Origin of the sequence: Fumia xinanensis, assembly GCF_014384905.1 — a bacterium.
In the GTDB taxonomy this organism is placed as follows: Bacteria; Bacillota; Clostridia; order Oscillospirales; family Ruminococcaceae; genus Fumia; species Fumia xinanensis.
On record NZ_JACRSV010000001.1, the window covers coordinates 1,262,405 to 1,288,030 of the forward strand.

Annotated in this window: 17 protein-coding genes; 4 read left to right on the forward strand and 13 right to left on the reverse strand. The window is 55.9% G+C overall.

What is annotated here, in order from left to right; genetic code table 11:
- Positions 1 to 220: 220 nt before the first annotated feature.
- Positions 221 to 1,606, reverse strand: a complete 1,386-nt coding sequence (locus H8710_RS05965) for an FAD-dependent oxidoreductase (protein WP_249294504.1) — start codon at positions 1,604 to 1,606, stop codon at positions 221 to 223.
- Positions 1,607 to 1,861: 255 nt separating this feature from the next.
- On the opposite strand from H8710_RS05965, the gene H8710_RS13455 reads away from it, so the two are divergent.
- Positions 1,862 to 3,223, forward strand: coding sequence for a collagen-like protein (locus H8710_RS13455; protein WP_430413305.1), 1,362 nt, complete (start codon positions 1,862 to 1,864; stop codon positions 3,221 to 3,223).
- An 84-nt stretch (positions 3,224 to 3,307) separates the two neighbouring features.
- On the opposite strand, the gene H8710_RS05975 is transcribed toward H8710_RS13455, so the two are convergent.
- From H8710_RS05975 to H8710_RS06010, 8 genes are all read right to left on the reverse strand, one after another.
- Positions 3,308 to 5,791 (reverse strand): GH36-type glycosyl hydrolase domain-containing protein, encoded by a 2,484-nt coding sequence (locus H8710_RS05975; RefSeq protein WP_249294505.1) that lies wholly within the window; start codon positions 5,789 to 5,791, stop codon positions 3,308 to 3,310.
- A gap of 183 nt (positions 5,792 to 5,974) precedes the next feature.
- The gene (locus H8710_RS05980) at positions 5,975 to 7,768 is read right to left on the reverse strand and encodes a hypothetical protein (RefSeq protein WP_249294506.1); all 1,794 of its coding nucleotides are present in this window, start codon (positions 7,766 to 7,768) and stop codon (positions 5,975 to 5,977) included.
- A gap of 116 nt (positions 7,769 to 7,884) precedes the next feature.
- Positions 7,885 to 9,849: a beta-N-acetylhexosaminidase gene (locus tag H8710_RS05985; RefSeq protein WP_249294507.1), complete on the reverse strand. Its 1,965-nt coding sequence runs from the start codon at positions 9,847 to 9,849 to the stop codon at positions 7,885 to 7,887.
- A gap of 88 nt (positions 9,850 to 9,937) precedes the next feature.
- Positions 9,938 to 10,081 carry a hypothetical protein gene (locus tag H8710_RS05990; protein WP_249294508.1) on the reverse strand — a complete coding sequence of 48 codons (144 nt, stop codon included), beginning with the start codon at positions 10,079 to 10,081 and terminating at the stop codon, positions 9,938 to 9,940.
- Positions 10,074 to 10,820, reverse strand: coding sequence for a hypothetical protein (locus H8710_RS05995; protein ID WP_249294509.1), 747 nt, complete (start codon positions 10,818 to 10,820; stop codon positions 10,074 to 10,076). Before H8710_RS05995 ends, H8710_RS05990 begins: the two co-directional genes overlap by 8 nt.
- Before the next feature lie 24 nt (positions 10,821 to 10,844).
- Positions 10,845 to 11,594, reverse strand: a complete 750-nt coding sequence (locus H8710_RS06000) for a hypothetical protein (RefSeq protein WP_249294510.1) — start codon at positions 11,592 to 11,594, stop codon at positions 10,845 to 10,847.
- 154 nt (positions 11,595 to 11,748) lie between these two features.
- Positions 11,749 to 12,492, reverse strand: a complete 744-nt coding sequence (locus tag H8710_RS06005) for a hypothetical protein (RefSeq protein WP_249294511.1) — start codon at positions 12,490 to 12,492, stop codon at positions 11,749 to 11,751.
- Positions 12,493 to 12,494: 2 nt separating this feature from the next.
- Positions 12,495 to 14,333 carry a hypothetical protein gene (locus H8710_RS06010; protein WP_249294512.1) on the reverse strand — a complete coding sequence of 613 codons (1,839 nt, stop codon included), beginning with the start codon at positions 14,331 to 14,333 and terminating at the stop codon, positions 12,495 to 12,497.
- Between the two features lie 803 nt (positions 14,334 to 15,136).
- Between H8710_RS06010 and H8710_RS06015 the strand changes: the two genes are divergently transcribed.
- Genes H8710_RS06015 through H8710_RS06025 form a run of 3 tightly spaced genes read left to right on the forward strand, consistent with a single transcriptional unit; the run spans position 15,137 to position 21,633 of the window.
- Positions 15,137 to 15,499 carry an ArsR/SmtB family transcription factor gene (locus tag H8710_RS06015; RefSeq protein ID WP_249294513.1) on the forward strand — a complete coding sequence of 121 codons (363 nt, stop codon included), beginning with the start codon at positions 15,137 to 15,139 and terminating at the stop codon, positions 15,497 to 15,499.
- A gap of 27 nt (positions 15,500 to 15,526) precedes the next feature.
- Positions 15,527 to 18,142: an efflux RND transporter permease subunit gene (locus H8710_RS06020; protein ID WP_249294514.1), complete on the forward strand. Its 2,616-nt coding sequence runs from the start codon at positions 15,527 to 15,529 to the stop codon at positions 18,140 to 18,142.
- Positions 18,139 to 21,633 (forward strand): GLUG motif-containing protein, encoded by a 3,495-nt coding sequence (locus tag H8710_RS06025; protein WP_249294515.1) that lies wholly within the window; start codon positions 18,139 to 18,141, stop codon positions 21,631 to 21,633. The genes H8710_RS06020 and H8710_RS06025 overlap by 4 nt, the downstream gene beginning before the upstream one ends.
- Before the next feature lie 46 nt (positions 21,634 to 21,679).
- Here H8710_RS06025 and H8710_RS06030 read toward each other — a convergent pair whose 3' ends face one another.
- The 4 genes from H8710_RS06030 to H8710_RS06045 all read right to left on the reverse strand — a co-directional run bounded on the left by H8710_RS06030 (position 21,680) and on the right by H8710_RS06045 (position 25,576).
- A complete protein-coding gene (locus H8710_RS06030) occupies positions 21,680 to 22,057 on the reverse strand; it encodes a RidA family protein (RefSeq protein ID WP_249294516.1) in 378 nt (125 codons plus the stop codon).
- A gap of 284 nt (positions 22,058 to 22,341) precedes the next feature.
- Entirely contained in the window at positions 22,342 to 22,818 is a 477-nt protein-coding gene (locus H8710_RS06035; protein ID WP_249294517.1) for a hypothetical protein, read from the reverse strand.
- 671 nt (positions 22,819 to 23,489) lie between these two features.
- Entirely contained in the window at positions 23,490 to 24,665 is a 1,176-nt protein-coding gene (locus H8710_RS06040; RefSeq protein ID WP_249294518.1) for a Gfo/Idh/MocA family protein, read from the reverse strand.
- Between the two features lie 152 nt (positions 24,666 to 24,817).
- Positions 24,818 to 25,576: a sugar phosphate isomerase/epimerase family protein gene (locus H8710_RS06045; protein WP_249294519.1), complete on the reverse strand. Its 759-nt coding sequence runs from the start codon at positions 25,574 to 25,576 to the stop codon at positions 24,818 to 24,820.
- Between the last annotated feature and the right edge of the window lie 50 nt (positions 25,577 to 25,626).

The following is a 25,626-nucleotide window of genomic DNA, read 5'->3' on the forward strand; positions in this document are numbered from 1 at the left end:
TTTACAGGGCGGCCGGCAACAGTCGGCGCCGGCCGCCGCAGGTTGATGCTGAGGGGAAAGGATTTGGCGATAAAACATTGACACGGTGTATGAAATCTGCCGAGCCAATCCGTTTTCCTTGACTCGAAGGGCGCTTGGCGGTAAAGGATTTATTTAGGCACATGTCCTTTTCGCCGAAATACCTTTCCCAATCGAATATTCCGATCGGACCCAAATGGTTTTACTCGAAACGTGCTCCTCTGCCGATCATCTTCTCCCGGATATCCGACCCGTCGATTTCACGGGCGGCTTTTCCCTCTTCGCAGGCCATGGCGGCGCCGATTCCGGCGGCCTCTCCCAAGGCGCGACAAATAGGCTGAATCCGCAGGCTGCTCTGAGCGACAAAATCGCTTCCCACGCAGCGGCCCGCCACCAAAAGGTTTTCAAACCCCCGCACCGTCAGGCAGCCGTAAGGGATTTCGTAGTAAGGAGCGGTGTTTTCGTTCTCCTGGTGGTTCACCAGCCGCAGCTTTTTCCCGTGGATGTCCACGGGATAGTTGTTGCGGCAGATGGCGTCGGGAAACTTTCTGTGGGACACGATGTCCTCGGCCGTCAGCATTACGTCGGCCTCTAAGCGGCGGGATTCCCGCACTCCAACCATGTCGGCAATTTCCGACAAATAGGCGTTTTCAAACCCCTTGAAATACTTCCGGTAGAAACGAAGCTGCCGCAGGATCGCCTTTTTGCCCTCCACCTGGATATAGGTCATGTCGTCTGCATTGGACGCGTCGGTGTGGTCAAAAAACTCTGGGTTGTTGAGAGACATGCTGTCCCGCCGCCCGGCGACATAAAACATCTGCCAGTAAGCAAGGTCATCCTCGATGAGATCTCCATTCTCCACAGCCTTGAGGAAAACCGGGGTCAGAGGGCATTTGTCGTAAGAGTGGCTGGTGACGGAAATTTCCAGGCCGCCGCTTTCCGGATCATACCAGTAGTTGTGCTGGCCCTGAACAAAATACTCCCTGACGAAAGCGTCAAAAGCGGGCACATCCACCCCGCCTACCAGATACCGCAGGGACACCGGCTGGTTTTTCCCCGTCTCCTCGTCTCCCTTGCGGTAGCCGGCCCCGGCCAGAACTCCCAAATCGCCGTCCCCCGTGCAGTCGATAAACATTTTGCCTCCTATATAGCCCCGTCCCGACTTGTTCTGAACGACAACTGCCCTAATCGCGCCGTCCGCCACGTCTACGTCGCACAGGAAGGTGTGGTAGAAGAGCTTGACGCCCCGTTTGACCACCATATCCTCCAGAATGATCCGCATGGTCATGGGGTCGAAAAACCGCCCGTTGCAGGCGGCTCCCCCTTCATTGAGCATCCGTGCGTTCAATTCCTCGCTGAGATAAGAACAGCAGGGATCGCCCTTTTCCATCTCCTTGGCCTCCATGAACATGGCCATCAGCGGAGTGACGAGCCCAGCCGTCGCCGAACCGCCCAACTGCCCGAACTGTTCAATCAGAACCACGCTTTTGCCCTCGTCGGCGGCCGCCATAGCGGCCATACAGCCCGACACGCCGCCTCCACAGACCACAACGTCTGCTTCAGAAGAAAACTGGTATTTTGTATTCATACGTCATCCTCCCACTGTCCTTTTTCGCAAATACGGCGCCAATTACAATAATCGGCCCGCCGTCTTTCCCTTCATTATACCCGATGAGGAGATTTTTTCAATAGAAAACCAATCAAAATTTCCCTTTTTTGTTCTTTTGCCGCTGATGTGAGAACCTCAGCACATTGTCGAATCCTGTCGCATAAAATAACGGTGAGAAATCTCTTTCTTATTTAAAACGATATTAATTGACGTACCTATTGGGAGGAATCAATTTTGAACACTTATCCATGTTCGGACAACAACTGCTGTTGCTGTCCCAGAGGCGCCACCGGCGCAACAGGTGCAACCGGCGCTATGGGCCCGGCGGGTCCTACAGGCCCTGCTGGTATTCCCGGCCCCGCCGATACGATTACAATTCGCTTTACAAATACGGCTGAGCCTGGGACTCCTGCTTCGGTCGTCGATGTGGCTGGAAGCCCTAATCATGTCCTAGACTTCACTATCCCCCGAGGCGAAACCGGCGTTACGGGTGCAACCGGAGCTACCGGAGCTACCGGAGTCGGTGCTACAGGTGCCACGGGTCCGACTGGACCCACTGGTCCTACCGGACCGACCGGCGCTACAGGCGCTACTGGAACCGGTGCTACAGGTGCTGCTGGTGCTACCGGACCGACCGGTCCTACTGGTCCTACCGGACCGACCGGCGCTACAGGTGCCACTGGAACCGGTGCTACAGGTGCTGCTGGTGCTACCGGCGCAACCGGGCCCACTGGTCCTACCGGACCGACCGGCGCTACAGGTGCTACTGGAACCGGTGCTACAGGTGCTGCTGGTGCTACCGGCGCAACCGGGCCTACCGGTCCTACCGGACCAACCGGCGCTACAGGCGCTACAGGCGCTACTGGAACCGGTGCTACAGGTGCTGCTGGTGCTACCGGCGCAACCGGGCCCACCGGTCCTACTGGACCAACCGGCGCTACAGGCGCCACGGGTGCTGAAGGTGCTGAAGGTGCAGCCGGGGCGGAAGGGCCTGTAGGTCCCACTGGGGCGACCGGAGAAACCGGACCGACCGGCGCTGACGGCGAACCCGCCACCATTACCATCGGCAACGTATTTACAGGTGATCCCGGCACGCCCGCCGAAGTAGTAAACACCGGCACCGACCGGGATGTCATCCTCGATATCACCATCCCCCGGGGCGAACCGGGCGGAGGCGGCACGCTGGACGTTCTGGCTACGGTGGACACCAGTCCCCAGCCCACCAACCCCGGCGGCTCGCTGATTTTTAACGACAACCCGCTGATTTCTGGCAACTCCATCACCCATACTGCCGGCTCTCCTGATGTGTTTATCAACACCGACGGCGTTTATCAGGCCACCTTCCACGGTACTGTCAGCGTCGACACCGGCACATCCATCCCCGGCAGCATCGACGTGCAGATGAACCTCAACGGTGTGCCTGTATCTGGTGCAACAGCCACCCATACTTTCGCCTCCACTAACGAGGCGGCTACTGTGTCTTTCAGCATGCCTTTCCGGGTAACGGGAGCTCCCCAAAGCCTCACCGTCGTTGCCCAGCAGGCGGGTTTCACTTTTCAGGATGCAGCTCTCACTGTTGTGCGGTTAGGTGACTGACCGGCAAAACCTCTCTGCAAAAACAGTCCCACAAAAAACCCCCGGCAATGCCGGGGGTTTTTCATCTGGTTTATTTTCTTTTGGTTACCCCAAATGGTACTCGATGACGTTTTCGCCGTCTTTTAAGAGTTCCGGGGCAACGAGGACGTTTTCCCGGCCGGAGAACCGGTCTAAAACGGTATTCTCAACCGGCGCGCCGTTTAACAGCACCTTGCCGGGAGTGCGCAGATAGCGGAGGGTGACGTCTTTGCCTAGATAGGTGAATTTCACCTCGGGAGCTTCGAAGCTCTCGGGCAGGCAAGGACTGAGCATCAAGCCGTCCAAGGTGGGCTTCACGCCCATCATCCACTCGTAGACGCCCCGCATGGCCATGGCGACGCTTCCGGTGAGGAAACACATGAGGCCCCTGTGGCGGAAAACGGGAATTTCCTGCCAGCAGTTGACGATGGCGTAAGGGGCTGTCATGGCGAGGGCGGTGGGATGCTTCGTCTGGTCGTAGGGGGTGAGCCATTTGAGCACGTCGAGGAGCTTGTCGCCCTCCCCTGCTACGCCCAGCGCCCTTGCCAGGAAGCCCTGGGAGCCGTGGTTATAGACGTTTCCGTTTTCGGCAAAGCAGATGGGGGCGTCGCCGCTGGCGGCACGACCCACGTTCTCCATCTTGACCTTGCCCATAGGCGGCCAGTAGAGGCGGTAGCCGAACTCGCTTTTCAGCTGTTCCATGACCGAAACGGTCTCTTTCTGCCGGTCTTTGGCCACGCCGGTGATGACGGCGTACCAGTTGACGGGGCCGTAGGGGCGGCACTCGCCGTCGGGATCTTTATCGGAGAAAATCCACTGGCCGTTGTCGGTGAAGGTTCCGTTAAAGAAGCCTTTTTGGTTTAATGCGCATTTCAGGACGTTTTCTTTCAGATCTTCGGATTTTTTCCGGTAAGCATCCACTTTATCCAGGTTCCGGCCGGTTTTCTCGTAAATGTCGGCCATCAGCTCAAGATTCATGACGGTCTGGCAGGAGACGGTGACCGATTCGCCCCGGCCCTTGACGCCGGCCCGGTTGACGGAATCGAGCCAGTCCCCTTCCCGGATTTTGCAGATGCCGTGCTCGCCGATATTTTCGGGGAGGATGTAGTATTCCATGGCCCGCACCATATGCTCAAAGACGGTGCTTTCCTCGTCGGAATCCAGCCATGGGAGCTTTTGATCGAGGATGGCGTAGTCGTTTGTATGGGCGAAGTAGTTATAGAAGAATTCCACCGCGAAGGCGCCGCCGTCCACGTGGCCGCGAAGGTCGTGGTTGCCCTTCCTTCCCTTTGCGGAGTACTGCCGGGGGAACCAGCCGTCGGACCGCTGGCACTCCAGCATGGTCAGCAGGACTTCCTTGCAGCTTTTCTGGTCGGTGAACAGAAGAGCCGCGTAATCCTGGGCGCTGTCCCGGCTGCCGCGCATGCCAGTGGGCCAGCCACGGTCGAGGGACGCCACCCAGTCCATCTGGAGGGGAATCCAGTAGTTTGCGTAGTAGTCAAAATCCTCGTCGCCGGTATGTACCGCGTTTTTGGAGCAGAGGGCGTCAAAATAGGCTTTGGCTTCGGCTTTTTTCGCGGCGTACTGGGCGTCGTCGAAGTAGCAGAGGGTCTTTTGGGCGTCGGCAATGGACGGGAACCAGCCGTCTTCATCGTTTTGCGGCATGGAGAGCACCTGGGTCAGCTCTTTTTCCTCGCCGGGGGCTAACGTCCAGTCGTACTTTGTGGCGTAGACCGGCGGGTAAGCGATAAGCATGTTGTTTTCGCCGTACTGGGCGAAATCGCACCCGGAATCGCCGGGCAGGCGGTAGTTTCCGGTCATAACCGTTTCAGGGCAGGACAAATCGCCGTTTCCGACGAATTTCTCCAGGCTTATTTCGGTGCCGGCGGCCCCTTCCGCGTCGGTCCAGAAAACGGCGGTGCGGCGTTTGGAGGCGTCGGAGTTTGCGTCTAGAAGCTGGCTCCAAAAAACGTTTTGGGTCGTTTTGCCGTAGCCCGTCTGGAGATACCACTCAAATTTGTCCCAGGGGGCCATCTGAGCCGGGTTCACGTAAGGAACGAGAGACGGGTGGACGGAGAATTTCTTTACTTTGTCCCCGACGTTTTTCACCTTGAATTTCATGGCGATTTCGGTGCCGTGGGCGGGGATGATGAACTCGGTGCAGAGCTGTAGCCCTTCGTTCTGGAAGGAGTAGGAAGCGCACTCGGGGCGGAAGCTGATTTCTAAGTTTTCCGGCTCCTTAGAGGGGTTTTTGCCGTCGACTACCGGGCGGTAGAAGTTTGTAAAAGGCTCCGAAAACTCGTCGGAGGTGAGCCAGACCATCCAGCTACTAAATTTCTGGCCGTTCTCCCGCTTGAAGAGCATGATGTCGCCGGGGGGGTGGGCCTGGACATAGACGGGGCCGAACTGGTCGACCTTTAGCAGCACGTCGCGGTTTTGGTAGATGTACTCCCAGGAAGCGGGAACGTTTAAGGATTTGATGGTGAAGCCGGCGCAGTCAGGCTGAAAGCGGCCCCATTCCTTCCCTTCGGGGGAAAATACTGGTTTCATAGAGATTTTCTTTCCTTTCTGTCGGCTCTGGTTTTCCAAAGCCGGTGTATTCCTATTTTTATCGAAACGCCTAAGGCGTTTGCAGCGAAATGAGAGAGGTTCCGGCGAGGCAGGCAAATTTTGAAGCGTACCGTCTAAAAAGCCCTTTCCCGCTGGATTCAAAACGTGTAAAGCAATTTATCTTTACATTATTAAACTGCTGGGTGTGGTGATGTCCTTCCAGCGGAGAACCATGCCGATTCTGCCGTCTTTGTAGGTGGCGAGGGGCAGCCTTTCGGCGCTTAGTTCCTCGATGTCGTCAACCTTGCCGTCGGCAAAGAGGGCCATCCTCCGCCCGGCGGATTCCATCCGCTGGACGAGAGCGCCGAGGCGCAGGTCGATAACCTCAAAGCCGGAGGTTTTTCGGGTGGCGTACCACAAGCTTCTCCAAGCGTCTTTTAATGCGCGGAGGGCGTACACGGCTGAGGGCGCCGAGGCTGCCAGCGCTTTGGCGGCGGCCCCGTCCTTTGCCCGGACGATTTTTCCCGCCTGCTCCTGCCAGGCGCATTTTCTTTGAAGGGCGGCGGCCAGTTTGGCGTAAAAATCAAACATTTGGGCGTAGACGGGATTTTGCTCCCGCCAAGCTGTGCATTTTTCCTCCAAAGCGGCGTAGGCTTTGGAAAATTCCCGCCCCTCGCAGTCCTTTTCGAACAGGAGGGTAAGCGGGTCCTCGTAGAGGAGGAACTTGCAGGGGGAGCCGGTGCAATCGCCGATGACGTTAAAGCCGTCGAGGCCCAAAAACGCGTCAGCGTCCCCGGAAGCGCAGGCGGCAAACCGGGATTTGACCGCTATTTTATCGTAGCTGCCGGTGTAATCCACCTCGGCCAGGACCTGCATCTGGTAAAGGGCGGTAAAGAGGCTGCACTCGGCGCCGTCGTCCCCTTTAAAGTAGATGAAAGCGTCCTTCACGCCGTTTTCCCGGCAGGCTTTCAGGGATTCGGCCATTGGGGCAACCGTCAGGTCGTACCGGGGGGCGGGGCCGAAGTTAGTGCATCCCTCCGCGGCGTACATCATATGGGCGGGGAGCTTTTGCAGCGATGCCATGTCGGCGGCGCAGGCGTTTTGTGCCCGGTAGATGAGCTCAATAGAGGCGGGGGCGGACTGTTTTATTTCCTCGGAAGCTTCGGGCATGAGATAAACGTCGGCCCACATGACGCCATGAAGGCCCAGTTTATCGAGAATCTCCCCCATGTACCCCACGTGCTCCCGGATGATTTCGGGAACGGTACGGTAGCCGTTGTCCCGCAGATAACGGCCCAGCCCCACCCCTTGCGCCGGGTAGATGCCAAGGTGAATCCGCCTGGTGCGGTAAGGGGCGGCCGCCGCTTTGACGACGGCCTCCAGGTACCGGTTGGTTTTCTCATTTCCGACCAGAGCCACGCCGGTCACGTCCAGAAGTGGGCACCAGTTGTCCCACCACAGGTCCCGCATCAGCTCGTTTAAGGTGTTGACAAAGGGCACCGCCTCAATACCCAAGGAGTAGGCCATGTCGTCGATGGCCTTTAATTCGTCGTAAGAATAGGCGTCCCGCAGATAGCCGTGGCGGGGGTAGTCCTCCACCTGCATGATCTGCTGGATAAACACCGTGTCCAGCCCCATCAGCGCCATCCGGGCGAAAAGCATCCCCAGGCTCCCGGGCTTCTGCATATTGTTGTTTGTCAGGTCTAAGAGCACGCCGCTGTGGCCAAAGGAGCGGTTCTCGGTAACAGAGCATCCCACGCCGTTTTGGGCGATCAGGGACAGGGCCCGGAAAAACTCGGCCTTTTTGCTCCAGCGGATGATGCCCTCTTTTTCGGTGAGGGCTGCTGTGAGGCGGTCCCCCCTCTCCACCTTGACGGGGATGCCGCCGTCGGTGAGGCGGATGGGCAAAAGTGGAAGGGTAAGCTTCAGCCCTTCCGCAAAACCGGCAATATCGCCGGTGAGTTTCAGCTGTAACATTCCATCATATCCTTTCATCGCAGGGAGCCGCCTTTTTTGAAAGTCGGCCCTTTCATTTCCAGCTCATTTCCCGGGAAATGGAGAGGATTTTGGTCCTCCCCTTTCTCAGAAAGCTCCTAGTCCCGGATGCCCACATAGTTGTTGGAAACCATCCAATCCCAATAGGGGTGCCAGTTTAAGTGGCCCTGGGGATAGGAGGACTCATAGGGGAGCTTTTCTTCACAGAGGCCGGAAATGCTGTCCGTTTCACCGGCGGCAAACTGGGCCATGTGGATGGCGGCCGTCTCGAAACGGGCGATGACGCCGCCCAAACGCTGCTCAATGACGTCAAAGCCATAGGGCTTGCTGGTGGAGAACCAGAGTGTCTCCCAGGCGGTGAGAAGGTTACGATACCGGGCGATGATTTCGGGAATCTGGCCGCAGAGCATCTGGGCAGTGACCCGGTCTTTTTCCCGCACGCAGCGGGTGGCGTTTTCGTGCCAGAGGCACTTTTTCTCCATAACGGCGGAGAGTTTGGCGTAAAAGTCGAAAAGGAGGGAAAAATCGGGGTTTTGGTCTCGGTGCCGCTCCATCAAAGCTGCCATTTTGGCGTAATAGGGCGACAAAACGAAGTCCTCGCTGTCGGTCTGGAAAATCTCGAACATGGGGTCTTGATACAATATGTACTTGCAGGGGTCTTTGCTGTCAACGTTGGGAGAAGGCACCACCCCTTCGACGGCGTCCAGCTTTGCAATATCGAGAAAAGCCTGGGCGTCGGCTCCAACACAGGATAAAAACCGCGCTTTTGTATGCTGCTCTTCGTAGAGGGCGTCGCGGTAGCCCATCTCCGCCCAGACCTGCAGGCCATAGAGGGCGGCAAGCAGATTGCATTCGGCGCCGTTGTCGCCCCAGGCGGTGGCGAACACCTCGTCTATGCCCTGGAGCTTGCACTGCCGCAGGGCAAGCTGGGTCCCGGCGATGGCGATGTCGGTTTTTGCAACGGGGCCGATCCAGGTGCTGAGGCCGCCGGCAAATACCGTCTTGTTGGGAAACAGTTTATGCCGCTCAATCATGATGCGGTAGGCGTTTTCGTCGATTCCCGAATAGTGCCAGTAGACCAGCGAGATGTTGTCGGGCACCGACTGGAGCACTTCCTGGGGGATGGGCGCTTTTAAATCCCGGTAGCTGTGGGTGGGCGAACACATGCTGAAAAACATGTCGCTCCACATCATAGCTTCAAGGCCCTCGGCCCTTAAAATCTCGCTGACCCTCGCCAGGTGCTTGACCATCAGCTCGGTTTTAGTGGTGTAGCCGTTCTTTTTCAGGTAATTGCCAAGCCCCAGGTCGAAAGCCTCGTCCATGCCGATGTGGATGCGGTTGGAGCGGTAAGGGGCGGAGGCTGTTTTGATGAGGGTTTCGACAAATCGGTAGGTCTCCTCTTCCCCGACCATCAGCACGCTTGCGGTGTCGGCCAAGGGGGCCATAGCCTCCCAGTGGAGCGCCCGCTCCAGATGGCCCAGAGTCTGGATACAGGGCACCAGTTCGATGCCCAGCATGTATGCGTAATCGTCCAAATCCCGCAGTTCCTTTTGGGAGTAAGAGCCCCGAAGGTAGCCAAAATAGGGGTAGCCTTCCACCTGATAGGTCTCCTCGGTGTACATCATCCCCAGATTGAGGCCCATCAGAGCCATTTTGCGGAGGAAGTACTTCACTGTTTCCGGCTTCATGACGGCGTTGCGGGACATATCGAACATGACGCCGTTTTTCCGAAAGCAAGGGGTTTCCTCCACCGAACAGAGGGTGCCGCACTGGGCAAAGTAAGAAAGGGCCCTAAAAAACTGCACCTTTTCGCCGTAGACGATTTTTCCTTGTTTGTTTGACAGGCAAGCGGCCATTTTGTCGCCTTTTTCCACCGTGACGGGGATGCCGTCTTCTCCAAAGCAGAGGGGGAGGTCCGGTTTTAACGCCTCAATGCCGGGGACAAAATCACTGATATCCCCTATGAGTTTGAGTTTTACCATCGTTTTCGCCTCACATTTCCAGTTTGCAGATAAATTCCCGGCAAATTGGGGGACGGCCCCGCCGGGTTCATTCTGATTCATCCAGAAATCTCCATATTTTTCTCCACTTTGGATGAAATTGCCACTTCTTACAGGATACCCCATGAGAACAAGGTATGTCAATATAAAATCAGGCGTTTTCGATCAGTTTTGATATGATGTTGCAAACGCCGCTCCCATGTTTGAACAGCCTGCGGCCTGTAATCGGCTCCCCTGCCCCAGAAACCAAAAAAGAACGGCAGATGTACCGTTCTTTGGATGCGATTCTATTCAACGCTGATATGAAGCCTTCCCCCCTGTTTGTCGCAGGCCTTTTGTACGATTTCTATGACCTGTTCGTGGGGGATCACCCGCCGGTCGACAGTGATTTCCACCTCGTTATGGAATACATCCATGTCCCGCTGCCGAACGATGGGAGAAAACTGGGCGAGAAATTTTTCCACCAGCTCCGCGCCGCTCCCGATTTCGATTTGAAACAGGGAATCCGGGCAGCTTTCAAAAAAACCGTCCCGCATGGCAAAGCAGTTATAGGAAACTGAGTCGCACATATCTATTTCCCGCCCCTTATAATAGGCCGTCAACAGATCGCGGTCCACGCCTCGGCCGATGCGGAGAAGCATATTGGGATAGAGGAAATACCGCGCGTCTTGACCCGACTGCGGCAGGCGGTCTACATACTCCTGCATTTCCGGCGTGTACTCCGACCAATGTCTCCGATAGACAATCAAAGTAGCTGTCATCCGGTCTTTGCACAGCGTGCAGGCAATGTCGGTGGAAATGCGATTGAACCGACGGAAGTAGTCTACGGAATTGCCGCTGATGTCACATCCTGGAGAAACTAAGCGATAGGCTATCTTGATGCAATTTTGAAAATCCTCCAGATCATTTGGATACCAACTGAAATTAATATTTCCATAGGGGCTGTCGGGTTTATTTTCTTCCTCGATCATATCTTCCTCTGTCCAAATTTTGAAAGAATTTTCTTGCTTTTTCTTTGCTTTTTTAAAAAACATGGTTATCCTCCTGGAAATCAAGGTTTATTGTATTTTTCTTTTATATAAACTCCTATCATATTTCTCACAACAGTCTCGGAGAATGGCCATCACCTTATCCTCCGGGATAAAAGTGTCGTCCACCTCGATGGTCGCCTCGTTGTGGAAACAATCCATACAATAGCAGGTCGCGACGGTGCGAAGCCGGAATAAAGAAGAAAAAAAGGCCTTGAAGTCCTCGAGGCAATTTAACTCAAACAGTTCAGCAGGGCAGCTTTCAAAAAAGCCGTCCGGCATGGCGAAGCAACTAAAATCGCCGCTGTCGTATACACGGTCTCCCCTGTCTTCTTGAAATGCGGCTCTGAGCCTGTCGTCCAAACCCCTTTTGACCTCCAGCATTCCATAAGGATACGCCACAAAAATATCACTGTCTGAATCCACATGGGCTTTCATGTATTCCTGCACCTCATCTTCCAGCGGATTGGTCGTTGTATTATAAATCAGGACTACCGTTTTATAGTCCCCGCAAAGCCGCTCAATCGCTTCCAAAACAGCACCGATAAACGCCCGGCTGTCCTCCGAAGAATCCATATCGTTGTAACAGGACATCAGTTCGTAAACCGTGCGGTTTGGTTCGGTTTTGTTTGGAAACTGGGACAGGAAAACCCCCTTTTCTTTTACGTCGATACCATCTTTCGAGAAGAGCAGATCATATTGAATGACGGGAGCATTTTCCTCTTTTTGGGTCGAAGGATTTTCTTTGCGTTTGGATTTTGATTTTCGTTTGAAGAACATCGTTTTAATTCTCCTTTGGTGGGAGGCCGCTATCAATTACTATGCGATGCAATCAGGCCTCTATTTTTTTTCTGATGTCGGGCGCAGAAGGTAGATGGTGTCATTGTCGATAGCCATAATAGCCCCTTCTCTCATGAAGTAATTTAACAGATTTTTATTTTTCCGAAATGTGGAGTGGCATCCCCTGATTTTTACAAGCCTGCATGACGATCTCTACCACCTGTTCATGAGGGATAATCCGGCGATCGACTGTAAATTGAACATCATTGTGACAAAAATCTATATCCCTATGCCAGACGAGATGGTCAAATTGACTCAAGAAATTCCTGATCTTTTCGATATCCTCCAGTTCATTGAATTCAAACAAGTTATCTGGGCAGCTTTCAAAAAAGCCATCCTTCATGGCAAAGCAACTGTATGAAAGGGGATCATACAAGTCCTTACTACGGTCACGGTAGTAAGCCTCAAGCATTTCAGGGTCAACTCCCTTGCCGATTCGAAGGAGGGCATAAAACGGGCAATGAAAAAATCGAGCATCCCCCTGCGGTTCTTGCATCTTCTTTTCCGCATATTTATCCAGATTAAAACTGAGCTCTTCCATACCAATCGGACAAGTCAGTAAGGTGGCGGTGGTATAATCCTTGCAAAGCCCATAAGCGATGTCGGCGGCAACTCGGTTAAAACGGCGGAAGTAATCCATGGAATTGCCCGAAACATCGCAATCATATGAAACGATGCTATAAGCAGTCTTCATTGTTTCTTCCAAGCTGCTTGGATACCAGTTAAAATAAATTTTTCCATAAGGACTGTCGGGTTTATTTTCTTCCGCTATCATATCTTCCTCTGTCCGGATTTTGGGGAACTCTCGCTTCTTTTTGCCAAATAAGTGAAAAAACATCTTTATCCTCCTAAAACAACATCGGTGATTTCTACTACATATTCCCCAACATACTTCCCGATAGCATAACCAATCATGCCGCCCAGTATACCAAATACAATAGAGCCGGGAAGTCCCGCTGCCGAGCCTGCAATTGCGCCAATGGTCGCACCTACAAATGAAAGGGTTTCAGCGTATACAATTTCCACAATCGTTTTGTGCAAGTGAGGAAACCCTGGCTGGTCATCCTTGATGTCCTCCATAATGGCTTGATAAATGCTGAGAGCGTCCATGGCATATCCGGCCGCTACAAATATTCTGTTGCCAATCTTGAAGGTGCGTTTTACCATATCCCAATTACTTACAATTTTAATCGTAAAATCAGGAATTTCAATATGGTCGGCGTCGGCACCATGAATGTATTGGGAAGGAATTTGCTCGTATATAGCGTTAAGGATTTTGTTATTTTTTACGTAATCCATATCTTGAATATTGATATGATATTTTATGTTAGTGTTATTTCCTTTTAATCCATGAGGAATATCATAGTGAATGACGGTACTGGGCTTTTGCTCTACGGCCTTAAATGGCAAACTATCACTTATTCGTGTCAATGTTTCCGTTTTTCCCGGCTTGTCTTTGAAAAGAAATGGAACATCGACTGAGTCTGGCAGTTCAGGGAGACCGTTGTAATATTTAAGTACATTAGGCTTCCTACTAGATTTTGTCATCGTTATTGTGTCAACACTTAGTCCGGTTTTTGCACGGTTCCATCGATCCTCCGGCTTGATTCTCGGTGACGCGCCGCCTAAAAGTGCACGGAAAAGCTGCTGCATGGCGTCATCTGTTTTCTGACCGTATATGCCATCTTCCTCTAATGGAACAAAATCAGGAGAAAGCTTCCCCATTTCATTTAAATCCTGCTGAAGCCTTTGTATATTGAAAGACCAGTCCTGATTCGTTTGCAGAGGGATGGCTGACCGAATCAAACCATAGAGAGCATCGACCTGTAATCCATATTTTTCTATTTCCTTTAAAGCCGCTATCGTAGCATCAGCTTTATCTGCCAGTATATATCCATTGGATAGAGAAAAGTCCATAGAAATCGTTAATAGAATTCCTTCCAACGAAGAAAAAATTTCCTCATAATAGCTCTCGCAATCCCTCACCCAGCTTTGGGCTATGCCGAACACCTGCTGCTGGATTTTCTCGATGTAGTCCCTTGAGCAGATGACCCTGCCGCACCTTCCGGTAAAACGGCCCTTTTCCTCCTCATAATACATCAGCCCCCACAGGTCCTGGACGAACTCTCTGGAGCGGTCCCCCACCATCTCGTCGAAAAAGAGCTGTTTTGTCAGGTCGGAGCCCGCCGCCCACTGGACGCCGTCGCTGGCGGCCCGCCTCATAAGGTCATAGCCGGTGGAGTAGGACATTCGGGTGCTGCCGCCGTCCCGGACGAGCTTTGCCGCGTCTTGCAGGCTGCTCATGGACTCCCCGGATTTTCCGTGGGTTTCGAACGCCGCAAGCGACAGCAGCGAAAGGCAGGAATCTGCCGTGCTGCTATAGGAGCTCGCAAACTTTGAAAGCCCGTTCAACCGGTTCACCTCCCGGGCCAAGCTTTCCCGCTCGTCGCCAGGGAAGTAGCGGAGGGAGGAAGCGTACTGCTTTAAATCCATGTGGATATCGTAGATAGCGTCCTGGGCCCGTTTGCAGAGGCCCTCGATGGCTTTGCCGTACTGGGTGGAAGAAGAACTCCCGCAGAATTCTCGCATAAGGCCGCCGATGACGCGTTTTTCGTTCAATTTTTTGAAATAGTCCACCGAGCCCACTTCGTACCCATTTTTTCCCATTAGTACACTCATAGTATATTACCTCGTTTACAAAAAGTAAACAAAAAAATCGGGGCGGAAAAAGCGGCGCGCCGGTCAGCACCTTGACAGCGGAGATTCCCTGTGCTATGATTTAATTGCGAGTTAGACCATAGTGATATGGGAAAACGGTCGGAGGTTTTGTGAAAAGCGGTTCGCTTTTTGTAAAGCCTCCGATTTTTTTGTTTCTGTTCCCAGAATAACACCAATTTTCCCATTTGTCAACCCATTTCGTTACTTTTTGTATTATAATGCAACATCGTTTTGTGATTTTTCGTTTGTTTCGGCGAAAAGGAGCTTCGCCTTTGTGAGATGTGACAAAAAACGGGCGGCTTTTTCGTCTCGAATATCTTTCCCAATGTGGTAAAGGGAAAAAAGCTGTGATATAATGGAAATATAATGGTTTATCTGATTAAACCAACGAACTTATGAACGAAAGGGAGAGGAGAGCTGCTCCGATGATTGCAGCGGCCTTGCCCAGTCTGCCGCAGAAAAAGTGTCCTCTGAGCGGCTGCCGTTTTTGCCGCGTACGCCGGGCATCTTCCAAACGATGTGTGCTGAATAGCTGACATACCATGCCAGAAGTTGTCGAGAAGCAATCGGACTCCGCGCCGAATCGTGCGACGCCATGCGACCTACGGTGCGGTTTCACTGAGGCTGTTCGAGACGGATGGGCTTTGCAGAGGCGGCAATTTGCCGGAGTGGCGCGGCGGGTTTTGCTGTGGCGAAAACGACGGGATTTCGTTGCGTCGGCGCGGCAAGGCTTCGAGAAAAAACGCTTCCCTTTCCAGAAAGGAATGACCCTATTTATGCAGGAATTACAGATTATACAGGAGCTGACCGAAGAATTCAAGCGGTGCTCCACCGCCCTCTCCGCCATCGGTGACGAAACCCGGCAATCCATCATTCTCGCCCTGCTGGAGGGCGCTGAGGACGGACGGAGGGTGGGAGAAATCACCGAGAGCGTGAGCCTGTCCCGGCCCGCCGTCTCCCATCACTTGAAGGTTTTGAAGGACGCGGGCATCGTCAGCGTCAGGCGGGACGGCACCATGAACTTCTACTACCTCAATCCCCAGGAAAGCACTTTGACCCGCATCCGGAGCCTCATGTCCCGGGTGGATGAGCTGATGCAGGTGGCAGGCCGCAAGCTCTGCCGGTAAATCCCCATAGAAAGGAGAGCTCGCAGCATGCACAAGGAAAAAGAAAGCGGCATGTATAAGGTGGCGCGGTTCATCGTCCAGAAGCGGAAGGCCTTTCTGCTTTTGTTCGTCGTGGGCATTATTTACAGCGTCATCTGCATCCCGAAAGTATCAGTCAACTACGACATCACAAAATACCTCCCCGAAAACACCGACACTCGCCGGGGGCTGACCCTGATGGAAGAGGAGTTCACCACCTTTGGGACGGCAAACGTGCTCGTAAAAAACATCACCTACGAGACGGCGGAGTCGATAAACGAGGAGCTACAGGCGGTGGACGGGGTCAAGATGGTGGAATTCGACGGCAGTAAAGACCACTATAAGGACTCCGCCGCCCTCTACGCCGTCACTTTAAACGAAAGCGGCGAGACCGACGCCAATCTGGCCGCCATGGACGCGGTGCGGGAGGCGGTGGCGCCCTACGACAGCTACATAGCCACCGAAATCGGCAATTCCCTCACCAACATGATCCAAAAAGAGATGACCCTCATCCTCATTGTGGCGGTGGTTGTCATCGCGGTGGTGCTGTTGTTTACCTCCCGGAGCTATATGGAGCTGCCGGTGTTTTTCCTGGTGTTCGGGTCGGCGGCAGTGCTCAACATGGGCACCAACTACTGGTTTGGGGAGATCTCCTTTGTGACGAACTCCATCGCCGTGGTGCTCCAGCTGGCGCTGGCCATTGATTACGCCATCATCTACTCCCACCGGTTCATGGACGAGATGGAGTCGAAGCCCCCGGAGGAGGCGGCCATCGCGGCGCTGTCGAAGGCCATCCCGGAGATTTTCTCCAGCTCCCTGACCACCATTTCGGGCCTGGTGGCGCTGATGCTCATGCAGCTGAAAATCGGCTTCGACATGGGGATGGTGCTCTCGAAAGGCATCGTATTCAGCCTTTTGTCGGTGTTTTTGCTGATGCCGGGGCTCGTCATGCTCTTCAACAAGCCCATTCTCAAAACCCGGCACAAATCGCTGGTGCCGAAGCTGCGGTTTTGGGGCAAAGCGGTGGTGAAAACCCGGTTTGTCATCCCGGTGATTTTCGCGGTGGTGCTGGTGGGGAGCTTTGTGCTCCAAAGCCTCTGCCCCTACGTTTTTTCCGAGGAATCCTTGAACAGCAACAAGAAAACCGAGACCGCCGTGGCGTCGGAGCAGATCAATGAGGTGTTCGGCGGGGCCAACATGCTGGCGATTTTAGTACCCGCCGGGGACTACGAAAAAGAGGCGCAGCTTCTGAATCTGGTCGGTGAGGAGGAGATGGTCAGCTCCGCCATGGGGCTTGCGAACATCCCGATCAATGACGACTACACCCTCACGTCCAAGCTCTCCCCCCGGCAGTTTTCGGAGCTCTCCGAGATGCCGGTGGAAGTCATCCGGCTCCTCTACCAGGCTTACGGGCTCTTTCACGAGGAATACGCCGCTTTAAGCGACGTGGACCAGTATAAGGTGCCCATCATCGACATGTTCAGCTTCCTCGTCGAGCAGCAGGAGTCGGGCCTCATCGATCTGGGCGGCGAGGCCGGGGACAAAATCGGCGAACTGGGCGGGATGCTGAGCGAGGCCAAGGGCCAGCTCCAGGGGGAGCATTATTCGAGGCTTGTCTTCAGCATCGACGGGCCGGTGGAGGGGGAGGAAACCTTCGCCTTGCTGGAACGGGTCAGGGCCGACGCCCTTCAGTATTACGACGACCCCATTTTGGTGGGCAACTCCACAAACTGCTACGACCTTCACGCCTCCTTCCAGGGGGATAACTTAAAAATCAGCATTTTTACAGTGCTGTTCGTGGCGGCGATCCTGCTCTTTACCTTCCAGTCCACGGGGCTTCCCATTCTGCTGGTGCTGACCATCCAAGGGAGCATCTGGATTAACTTCTCCTTCCCCTTCGTCACCGGGCAGAATGTCTTTTTCTTAGCCTATCTCATCGTCAGCGCCATCCAGATGGGCGCCACCATCGACTACGCCATCGTCATCACCAACCGGTACATGGCCCTGAAAAAACAGATGCCTTTAACCGAGGCGGTCATCGAGACCATCAGCCAGTGCTTCCCCACTGTGTTCACCTCCGGCTCCATCCTGACCACGGCGAGCTTTCTCATCGGCGGCATGTTCACCGAGCCGATGATCGCGTCCTTCGGGTCGCTGCTGGGACGGGGCACGCTGATTTCCATCCTGCTCGTCATGATCGTGCTGCCCCAGCTCCTCATGCTGGGCGACACCATCATCGAGAAAACCGCTTTCGCGGTGGGCGGCCTCAAAAACTACCGGCAGGAAAGCAATGTGGCCATGAACTTGGACGGACGGGTGCAGGGGTATGTCTCCGGCTATCTGGACGCCGAGGTCAAGGGCGTTATCCGGGGCGATTTGAACGCCGCGGTGGAAAGCAAAAAAGGGGTTCCCCCAGAAAGCGCCTCGGATGGAGCGGCTGAAGGGCCCAATTCTTCCCGCCAAGGCGAAAAACCGGCGGAATCTGTTTCCGGGGAAGAAAATACCGAAACGGACGGCGCTTTTCGGGCGGAAAAGTTGAAGGAAGGGCCGGAGGGCGGCTCCCCCAACGGGAAAAAGCCCAAGGGCCGGAACAAAAAAACCGAAAAGGAGGCGGCGAAAGAATGAATCGGTACAGAAAGACACATCGAGGCCTTTTTCATAAAACGGCGGCGCTTTTCGTCGCCTCGGCGATTGCCTGCGGATGCGTACTGCCCGCGGTGGGCGGGGTATTCGCCGATTCCCGCACCGTTTCCATCGGCTCGGCGGAGGATTGGAAGAAATTCGCGGACAGCTGCAAAAACGACGGTTACGCCGACGGGAAAACCGTTTTGCTCACCGAGGACATCGACCTGAGCGGCGTCAAAAACCAGAAGGCCGCGGCGGTGTTCGGCGGCGTTTTCGACGGGCAGGGCCATGTCATCAAGGGTGTTTCCATCGAAACGGCCCAGGATAATGCGGGGCTCTTCCGCTTTATTAAGGAAGAGGGCGTGGTGAAGAACCTGACCCTGGACATCGCGATCAAAAACGACACCGGCGTGAACCTTGGGGGCATCGCCGGGGAGAACCGGGGCCGTATCGAAAACTGCACCGTAACGGGGACGGTGGACGGCGTGGAAAATGTGGGCGGCGTCGCGGGGCTCAATCTGGGCACAGTGCAAAACGCCCTCAACAAGGCGGCGGTGTCCGGCGGCAAAAAGGCCGGGGGAATCGTTGGGAACAACAGCGGCATCATCCAGTCCTGCTCCAACGCCGGGCTCATCGGCCCCGAGCCAAACGACAAGGCCACCGACCTGGGCGGCATCGCGGGGAGCTCTGTAGGCTCCGTTATCGACTGCCTCAACACAGGGGACGTGGGCTACAAAAGCACCGGCTACAACGTGGGGGGCATCGCCGGGCGGCAGAGCGGGTACCTTTCCGAGTGCCGCAACTACGGCGCGGTGCGGGGCCGCAAGGACGTAGGCGGCATCGCCGGGCAGTTTGAGCCCAACGTGAGCGTGGTGTTCGGCGAGGACGCCATCCAGCAGATGAAGCAGCAAATCGACGAAATGATGGGCATCGCCCGGGAACTGAAAGACAAAATCGGCCCGGTGGCCGACAAGCTCATGGAAAGCCTCGAGAAAATCGACAGCGAGATCGATAAATTGAACGAGGGCATCATCGACCCCCTCATCGCCGACTACCCGGCGGCGCGGGATAAGCTGATGAGCGTTCTGGACAGCATCGACACCCAGGTGAACAAGGTGGGGGGCGAGATCAGCGAGGCGCTGGACACCGCCATCGACGAAATCACCGCCCTGACGGACAAAATAAACGATACCATCGACGACGTAACCGACCAGGTGAAGCTCCTCAAAAAACAGCTTTTGGAGCGGCTCGATTCCCTGCTCTGGGACGTGTATGAAATCCGGGACGAGGTGCTCTCCCTGCTTAGGCGGGCCGACCGGATCATGGGTTCCATCGAGGACGCCATCGGCAAGATGGAGGAGGCACAGCTCGTCGAGAAAATCATCTCGGCCGTCACCGACATCGCCGACATTCTCGACCGGCTTCAAAACCTGATTTCCCGGCTGGACGGACTGTTCGACGAACTCCAGAACATCCGGGAGACCATCGAGGACGTGATCCAGTGGATCAAGGATCGGCTGCCGGAGGTTCCGGGCCTCCCCGAATGGCCGGTAAGCGGGCCGGAGCCGGACACCAGGCAGGAGCCGCCCATCCCCATGCCGGAAAGCGGCTCCGGGGCGGAACATGCGCCGCCGGAGGGTGAAACAGGCGCTTCTAAAGAGGCCGGAAGGCCAACGGAGGACGGAAAGGCTCCGTCACAGCCGGAAGGCAGCGCGCCGGATGAGGAAAAACCTTTCCCCAGCACGGGAGAGCCGTCTTCCCCGTCGGGCGAAAACGCCCAAGGGACCGCGTTCCGCTTTGGCGAACCGCTGGAAGCGGTCCCCATGGAGGCCACTTTCGGCGGGTTCGACGCCGGACAGCTGGACGCTTTCCTCACCATGGAACGGGCAAAAAACCGCCCCGCTGAAAACATCCTGCCCGATGAGGCGGAAGTGCGGGAGAACAGCGGCCGCTGTCTCATCGAATACAGCTTCAACGAGGGTGCGGTTTCCGCTTCCCTCAACGCCGGGGGCATCGTGGGCAATATGGCCTTTGAGATGAGCGCCGACCCGGAGGCCGACGTGGAATTCGACGGGGACTTTTCCTTAAATCCCACCGTTGGCGTCAACGCGGCGGTGCGGGGGTGCTACAGCACGGGGGCGGTGGAAGCTTCCTCCTACTACGCCGGGGGCATCGCCGGGCAGCAGAAGCGGGGGACCGTCAAGGACTGCTTCACATCGGGGGAAATCTCCGCCAAGGAGGGGTATGCCGGGGGCATCGCCGGGCTTTCCTCCGCTGAGATCACCCGGTGCTTCTCCCTCTGCGACCTGACGGCGGAAAACTTCGCCGGGGGCATTACCGGCAGCGGTGCCGACGTGAGCCTTTGCTACACCATGGTGCGGGTGGATTCCCGGGGAGAGAGCATCGGGGCCATCGCGGGCATCGCTGACGGGGAGCTCCTACATAACTACTTCATCCAAGAGGAGCTCTGCGGCGTAGACGGCGTGAACTACGACGGAAAGGCCGTTCCGGTCCCACCGGCGGAGTTCGCGTCGGAGGGAAGCCTGCCCGCCAAGATGGAGGGCTTCGGGGCCGACAGCTGGTACGCGGCAGAGAACCTCTCCCTGCCCCAGCTCGTGTCCATCGTCCACAGCGACGCCAAGTGGGTGGGCGAAACCCTGCGGCTCAAGTCGGAGGAGCTGACCCGGTTCCGGTTTGCCGTCACCTTCCGAAATGGAGAGGAGACGGTCAAGACGCTGGATGTGCCTTACGGCGGGGCGGTGGAGGAGGCGGATTTCCCGCCCGTGCCCCAAAAAGACGGCCTGACCGGACAGTGGGAGGACTTTGAGCGAGAAAACATCCGGCGCAGCGTCGTCGTCCGGGCGGTCTACGAAGACGCGGGCACTACCATCGCAACGGCGGGAGACCCTCCCCTGCTCTTAGCGGAGGGGGCCTTTGGGCCGGACGCTTCGGTGGAGGCTACAGAATCGGAGTTTGATGGCCAGGTCCCGGAGGGGTACCAACTGACGGCCTGTTACCGGTTCTCGGTGGACGGAGGCGGCGAGGAGTACCGCATCCAACGGGTGCGGGTGCGGCTTCCCGGCAAGGTGAAAAACCCCCGGATCGGCGTGGTTGAAAACGGAAAGGTCACCTTGGCTCAGTCCAAGCTGGACGGCAGTTACCTGGTGTTCGAGACCGGCAAAGAGGGCGAATTCGTCATCCTTCAGGGGAAAAGCGGCCTGCTGCCCTGGATTTTGGGCGGAATCGGGGGGATTTTGCTCCTGGGCGCGGGCGCGGCGGCCGCGGCTGTGCTCTGGAGGCGGAAGCGGCGCAAAACAGCGGAAAATCCTGAAGAGGAAGCAGTCGGGGCCGCCGGTGAGGCGGAGAAAACCGACCAAAACCGCGCCGACGGGGAAACCGGGCAGTCTTGCGACGGGGAAACCGGCGAAACCGCCGTGGAAACGGGGGGTTCGCCCAACGGCGGACCGCCCCAACCGGACAAAAAAGCATAACAGGTGAAAACCCGCCCCGGTTTCAGGACCGGGGCGGGTTTTGATGTCATTTGCGGTAGGCGACGGCGTCAATCTGCACTTGCAGGCCACCTTCTCCGCCCTCATGGGCAAACTCTGTGGCGATGGTCTTCCGGGCGGGATAATTCCCCTGAAACCTCTCTTTGAACACCTTTTCCATGACGGGGATGTTCCAGAGGTCTTTCATCAGCACGTCCACCTTGACGACGGACGAAAGGGGCAGGCCGACCAGCGCCAGACGGGCCTCCAGGCTGTCCAGTGCGCCGTTTACCTGGCCCTCCACGGGGCCGCCGATGTTCCCGACGCAGAAGGTCAGGAAAACAAAATCCCCCGCCTCCACGACTTCCGACCAGGCGCAGGCGTTGGCGAAATCGTCGTCCAGGTTGTACCGCTTGATTTCACTCATGAGACGCTCCTTTCTTTTTCGCGTGAACTTCCGCTCCTTTCAGCGAAAATTTGTACTTTTTATGACGGCTGTTTCCCGCCTACTGTCAAGGGAAACAGCTTGTGGTTGGGCGGCCGAAACCCCGGGTTTATAACCGGGGTTTCGGCCTTTTGGGCGTCTATACGAAAAGAGTTCTATCGATGGAGGGGAATGGAAAACAGCTGGCCGGTCAGGTGACGGGCGGATATGAAATCCTTCCTTACGGTGTGCCAGAGAGGTTTTGGCGGATAGCGGGTCACACTTCCCTACCGGGCGCGGAAGCCGACGGCGGGATACCCGGCGTAATCGAAGGGTTCGGTTTGCAGGGCAGCCTGAGTGTAAGCCACAGCTTGTCCCGCGGGAAGGGAGGTCCGGACAGCCTGAGGCGCAGGACGGCTGTATCCGGAAATTGCGCGGGGGGCGGGGGCGGCGGCGCGCCTACCCAAGAAAAGTCGGCGGACCGCCCTCCGTGGAAGGGGCAGCATGAGCCCCGCCGCGGCGCAGGCAAGGAGCACCGCAAAAACAACGATGCCTAAATTGTCGAACCACAGGTGCTCCGAAAGCCCCATATAGCTGTGATGGACGGCGTGGACGGGGGTGCTGATACAGAAGCTCAGTACGATGGAAAGGATGGTTTTTTTGTAGGTGAGCCGGAACTGAAAGCCCAGCAGACGGTATAGCGTAAAAAGAAAAATTGCGCCGGAGAGGAAGAGCGCCAGCAGCATTTTGATTGCAAACATCATGAAAATCCCTTGCCTTTCGAGGTTTTTATGTTATAGAACATTTGTTTTATAATTCTATTATACACAACTGTTCGAAAAAATCAAGAGGTTTTCGAAAATTTGTTCGGATTATTTTTTTACACGCTAGATGAGGTGTATACAGGCTCTTAAAAAATTTTTGAATTGGCATTCAGTGAATGTCCAATTTTGATTTGACAGGGTGTAGGATATAAGAGAAAGGAGAATATACAGCTCCGTTTTCCCGTCCGGGGGCCTGATATCACCTCCCGCGAACAGGCAGACCCCCTCTATCCGTACAATCGGACTGCGCCGCAACTCAGGTATCGAGGGACATGCCGCGGTTTTCGGGCCCCCGGACGGGAAAACGGAAAAGGCAGGGGCGGACGCCCACGTCCGCCCGCGGCAAATCGAAAACACCCCAAAGAAGGCGGGGCGATGTGGGCATCGCCCCCTACGGTTTTCGGGAACATTCCGGCAGGTTGCGAGTGTAGGGGCGAACTGTGTTCGCCCGCCATAAACCGCAAACGTTCAGAAAGAAAGGCGGGCGGGCAAGCCCCGTCCCAAACGAAAGGCCGTTCGAGGAACCGCGGGCGGCCATTGGCCGCCCCTACATTACCTATAAAAACCGCCCGGTTTTGCATCTCTGCAAAATCAGGCGGTTTCCTTATAAATTATCTCGATTTCCACCGGTCGTTGTAGGTCCCCTGTAAATCGCTGATCTCCGACACAACGTGTTCTTTCCGCCGGGAATGGGAAGCCCGCTCCTGGAGCAGCTCATAAAACCGCTCCCCGTCCACAGGAAGTTCCACCGTCTCCCCCGTCCAGTCGGAAAAGTGGATGGCGTTGGAAATCTGGAGGCCGTTTATCCCGTCATAGCCGGGGGCGATGAGGGGTTCCCCGTACAGGACAGCATTTGCGAAGTTCTGGAGGATGCCGATGTGGGCCGTGTCCTCGCCGTCGGGCAAAATTTCACGGCAGGCTGCCGCAGGCGTGAGGAAGCCGTCCTTTGACGTAAAGCAGAGCTCCCGCTCCGGGGTGTCCAGCTCCCAGAAGGCCATTTTTCCGTCCTCCAAAACCAGCTTTCCTTTGTCGCCGGAGATTTCCAGCCGGTTGGTACCGGGGGTTTCCCCGGTGGAGGTGATGAGTACCCCAGCAGCGCCGTTTTCATACTCGGCGTAGGCGGTCACGTCGTCCTCCACCTCAATGTCATGCCAGCGGCCGTACTGGCAGAAGCCCCGGATGCGCTTTGGCATCCCGAAAATCCACTGCCACAAATCCAGGTGGTGGGGGCACTGGTTTAAAAGCACGCCGCCTCCCTCCCCGGCCCAGGTGGCCCGCCAGGAGCCGGAATCGTAGTACGCCTGGGTGCGGTACCAGTTGGTGATGATCCAGACGCAGCGTTTTGGTTCCCCCAAAGCGTCGCTCTGGACGAGCGCCCGGGCCTTCCGGTAGAGGGGGTTCATCCGCTGATTCAGCATGATGCCGAAAAGCTTTCCCGACTGTTTTGCGGCGGCGTTTAATTCTTCCACCTGCTTGACGTAAACCCCGGCGGGCTTTTCGATGAGGACATGAAGCCCGTGGCGGAAGCCGGAAATGCCCATAGGCGGGTGGAGATAGTGTGGGGCGGCGACGATGACCATGTCGATGAGGCCGCTTTGGAGCATTTCCTCATAGTCGGAAAACCGCGCCGCGCCGGGGAGGTTTTCTTCCGCCCAACAAAGCTTTTGCGGCTCGATGTCACAGACGGCGGCCAGGGTCATCCCCCGGACTTTGCCGTCCAAAATATTCTTGGCGTGGGCGCTGCCCATGTTGCCGACGCCCACCACGCCGACGCGGATTGGTTCCATAAAATCAACATTCCTTTCCAGGTGTTTGGGCCGGTTCTGCGCGGCAAAGGCGCAAAAACCAAGGGGTTTGTTCCCGGAGTGCAAAAATTTTCACGGCAGAGGAACAAAATAGCGTGCCAACGGCGGCCTTTCAAACAAGGACGCCCCATTTGCTAGAATTGCGCGCCCATGTTCCGCAGGTTTTCCGCGCTCCGGCGCATTTCTTCAAAAGGGTCCCGGCCGTAGGTGTAATCCTGCTCCACCAAGCCGTACTGGACGCCGGTTTCCTCGCATACGGCGAGGATTTCCGGCCAGTCCAGGTTGCCCTGCCCCACCGGCGCCATCCGCTGTTCCATCTGGGAGATTTCCATGTCCTTTAGGTGGCAAAACTGCACCCGGCCCTCCATTTGCCGCAAGGTTTTGGCGGAGTCGAGGCCGGCGTACTGCACCCAGTAGGTGTCCAGGATGACACCCCAGTCGGTTTCCCCGAGGACCAGGTCCATGGGGGTCACGCCGCCGAACCGTTCGAACTCCTGGTAGTGGTTGTGGTAGTGAAATTTCATTCCGGCGGCGTTCATCTTTTCTACAGCCGGTTTCATGTCCCGGATAAAAGCCCTCATGCCGTTAAGGCCGTCTTCCCGGTAGCGGCCGGAACAACCTCCGATGCCGATGTCCCGGTAGCCCATGATGCGGTGCTCCTGGATGACCGCGTCGGTTTCGTGGAGCAGACGCTCCACGCCTATGTGGGAGACCACGTAGTACAGGCCGTTTTGATCGACGATTTCCTTTAACTTTTCCGCCCCGATCATGGGAAGTCCCGAATACTGGATGGCACGGTATCCCATCTCACTGAGTTTTTGGTAAGAGGTGCGGATACCCGCCTCGTCCTGTGCAAAATTGCTGATGGTGTACAGTTGTGCGCCGACGATCATAGAGACGCCGCCTTTCTATGTAAAGTTATTTTGGTTTACAGGATTAAAAG

Coding starts and splice junctions, on each gene's coding strand:
- H8710_RS05965 (WP_249294504.1), bottom strand. CDS start 1,606: ATGAATACAAAATACCAGTTTTCTTCTGAAGCAGACGTTGTGGTCTGT.
- H8710_RS05975 (WP_249294505.1), bottom strand. CDS start 5,791: ATGAAACCAGTATTTTCCCCCGAAGGGAAGGAATGGGGCCGCTTTCAG.
- H8710_RS05980 (WP_249294506.1), bottom strand. CDS start 7,768: ATGTTACAGCTGAAACTCACCGGCGATATTGCCGGTTTTGCGGAAGGG.
- H8710_RS05985 (WP_249294507.1), bottom strand. CDS start 9,849: ATGAATCAGAATGAACCCGGCGGGGCCGTCCCCCAATTTGCCGGGAAT.
- H8710_RS05995 (WP_249294509.1), bottom strand. CDS start 10,820: ATGTTTTTTAAAAAAGCAAAGAAAAAGCAAGAAAATTCTTTCAAAATT.
- H8710_RS06000 (WP_249294510.1), bottom strand. CDS start 11,594: ATGTTCTTCAAACGAAAATCAAAATCCAAACGCAAAGAAAATCCTTCG.
- H8710_RS06005 (WP_249294511.1), bottom strand. CDS start 12,492: ATGTTTTTTCACTTATTTGGCAAAAAGAAGCGAGAGTTCCCCAAAATC.
- H8710_RS06010 (WP_249294512.1), bottom strand. CDS start 14,333: ATGAGTGTACTAATGGGAAAAAATGGGTACGAAGTGGGCTCGGTGGAC.
- H8710_RS06015 (WP_249294513.1), top strand. CDS start 15,137: ATGACCCTATTTATGCAGGAATTACAGATTATACAGGAGCTGACCGAA.
- H8710_RS06020 (WP_249294514.1), top strand. CDS start 15,527: ATGCACAAGGAAAAAGAAAGCGGCATGTATAAGGTGGCGCGGTTCATC.
- H8710_RS06025 (WP_249294515.1), top strand. CDS start 18,139: ATGAATCGGTACAGAAAGACACATCGAGGCCTTTTTCATAAAACGGCG.
- H8710_RS06030 (WP_249294516.1), bottom strand. CDS start 22,057: ATGAGTGAAATCAAGCGGTACAACCTGGACGACGATTTCGCCAACGCC.
- H8710_RS06035 (WP_249294517.1), bottom strand. CDS start 22,818: ATGATGTTTGCAATCAAAATGCTGCTGGCGCTCTTCCTCTCCGGCGCA.
- H8710_RS06040 (WP_249294518.1), bottom strand. CDS start 24,665: ATGGAACCAATCCGCGTCGGCGTGGTGGGCGTCGGCAACATGGGCAGC.
- H8710_RS06045 (WP_249294519.1), bottom strand. CDS start 25,576: ATGATCGTCGGCGCACAACTGTACACCATCAGCAATTTTGCACAGGAC.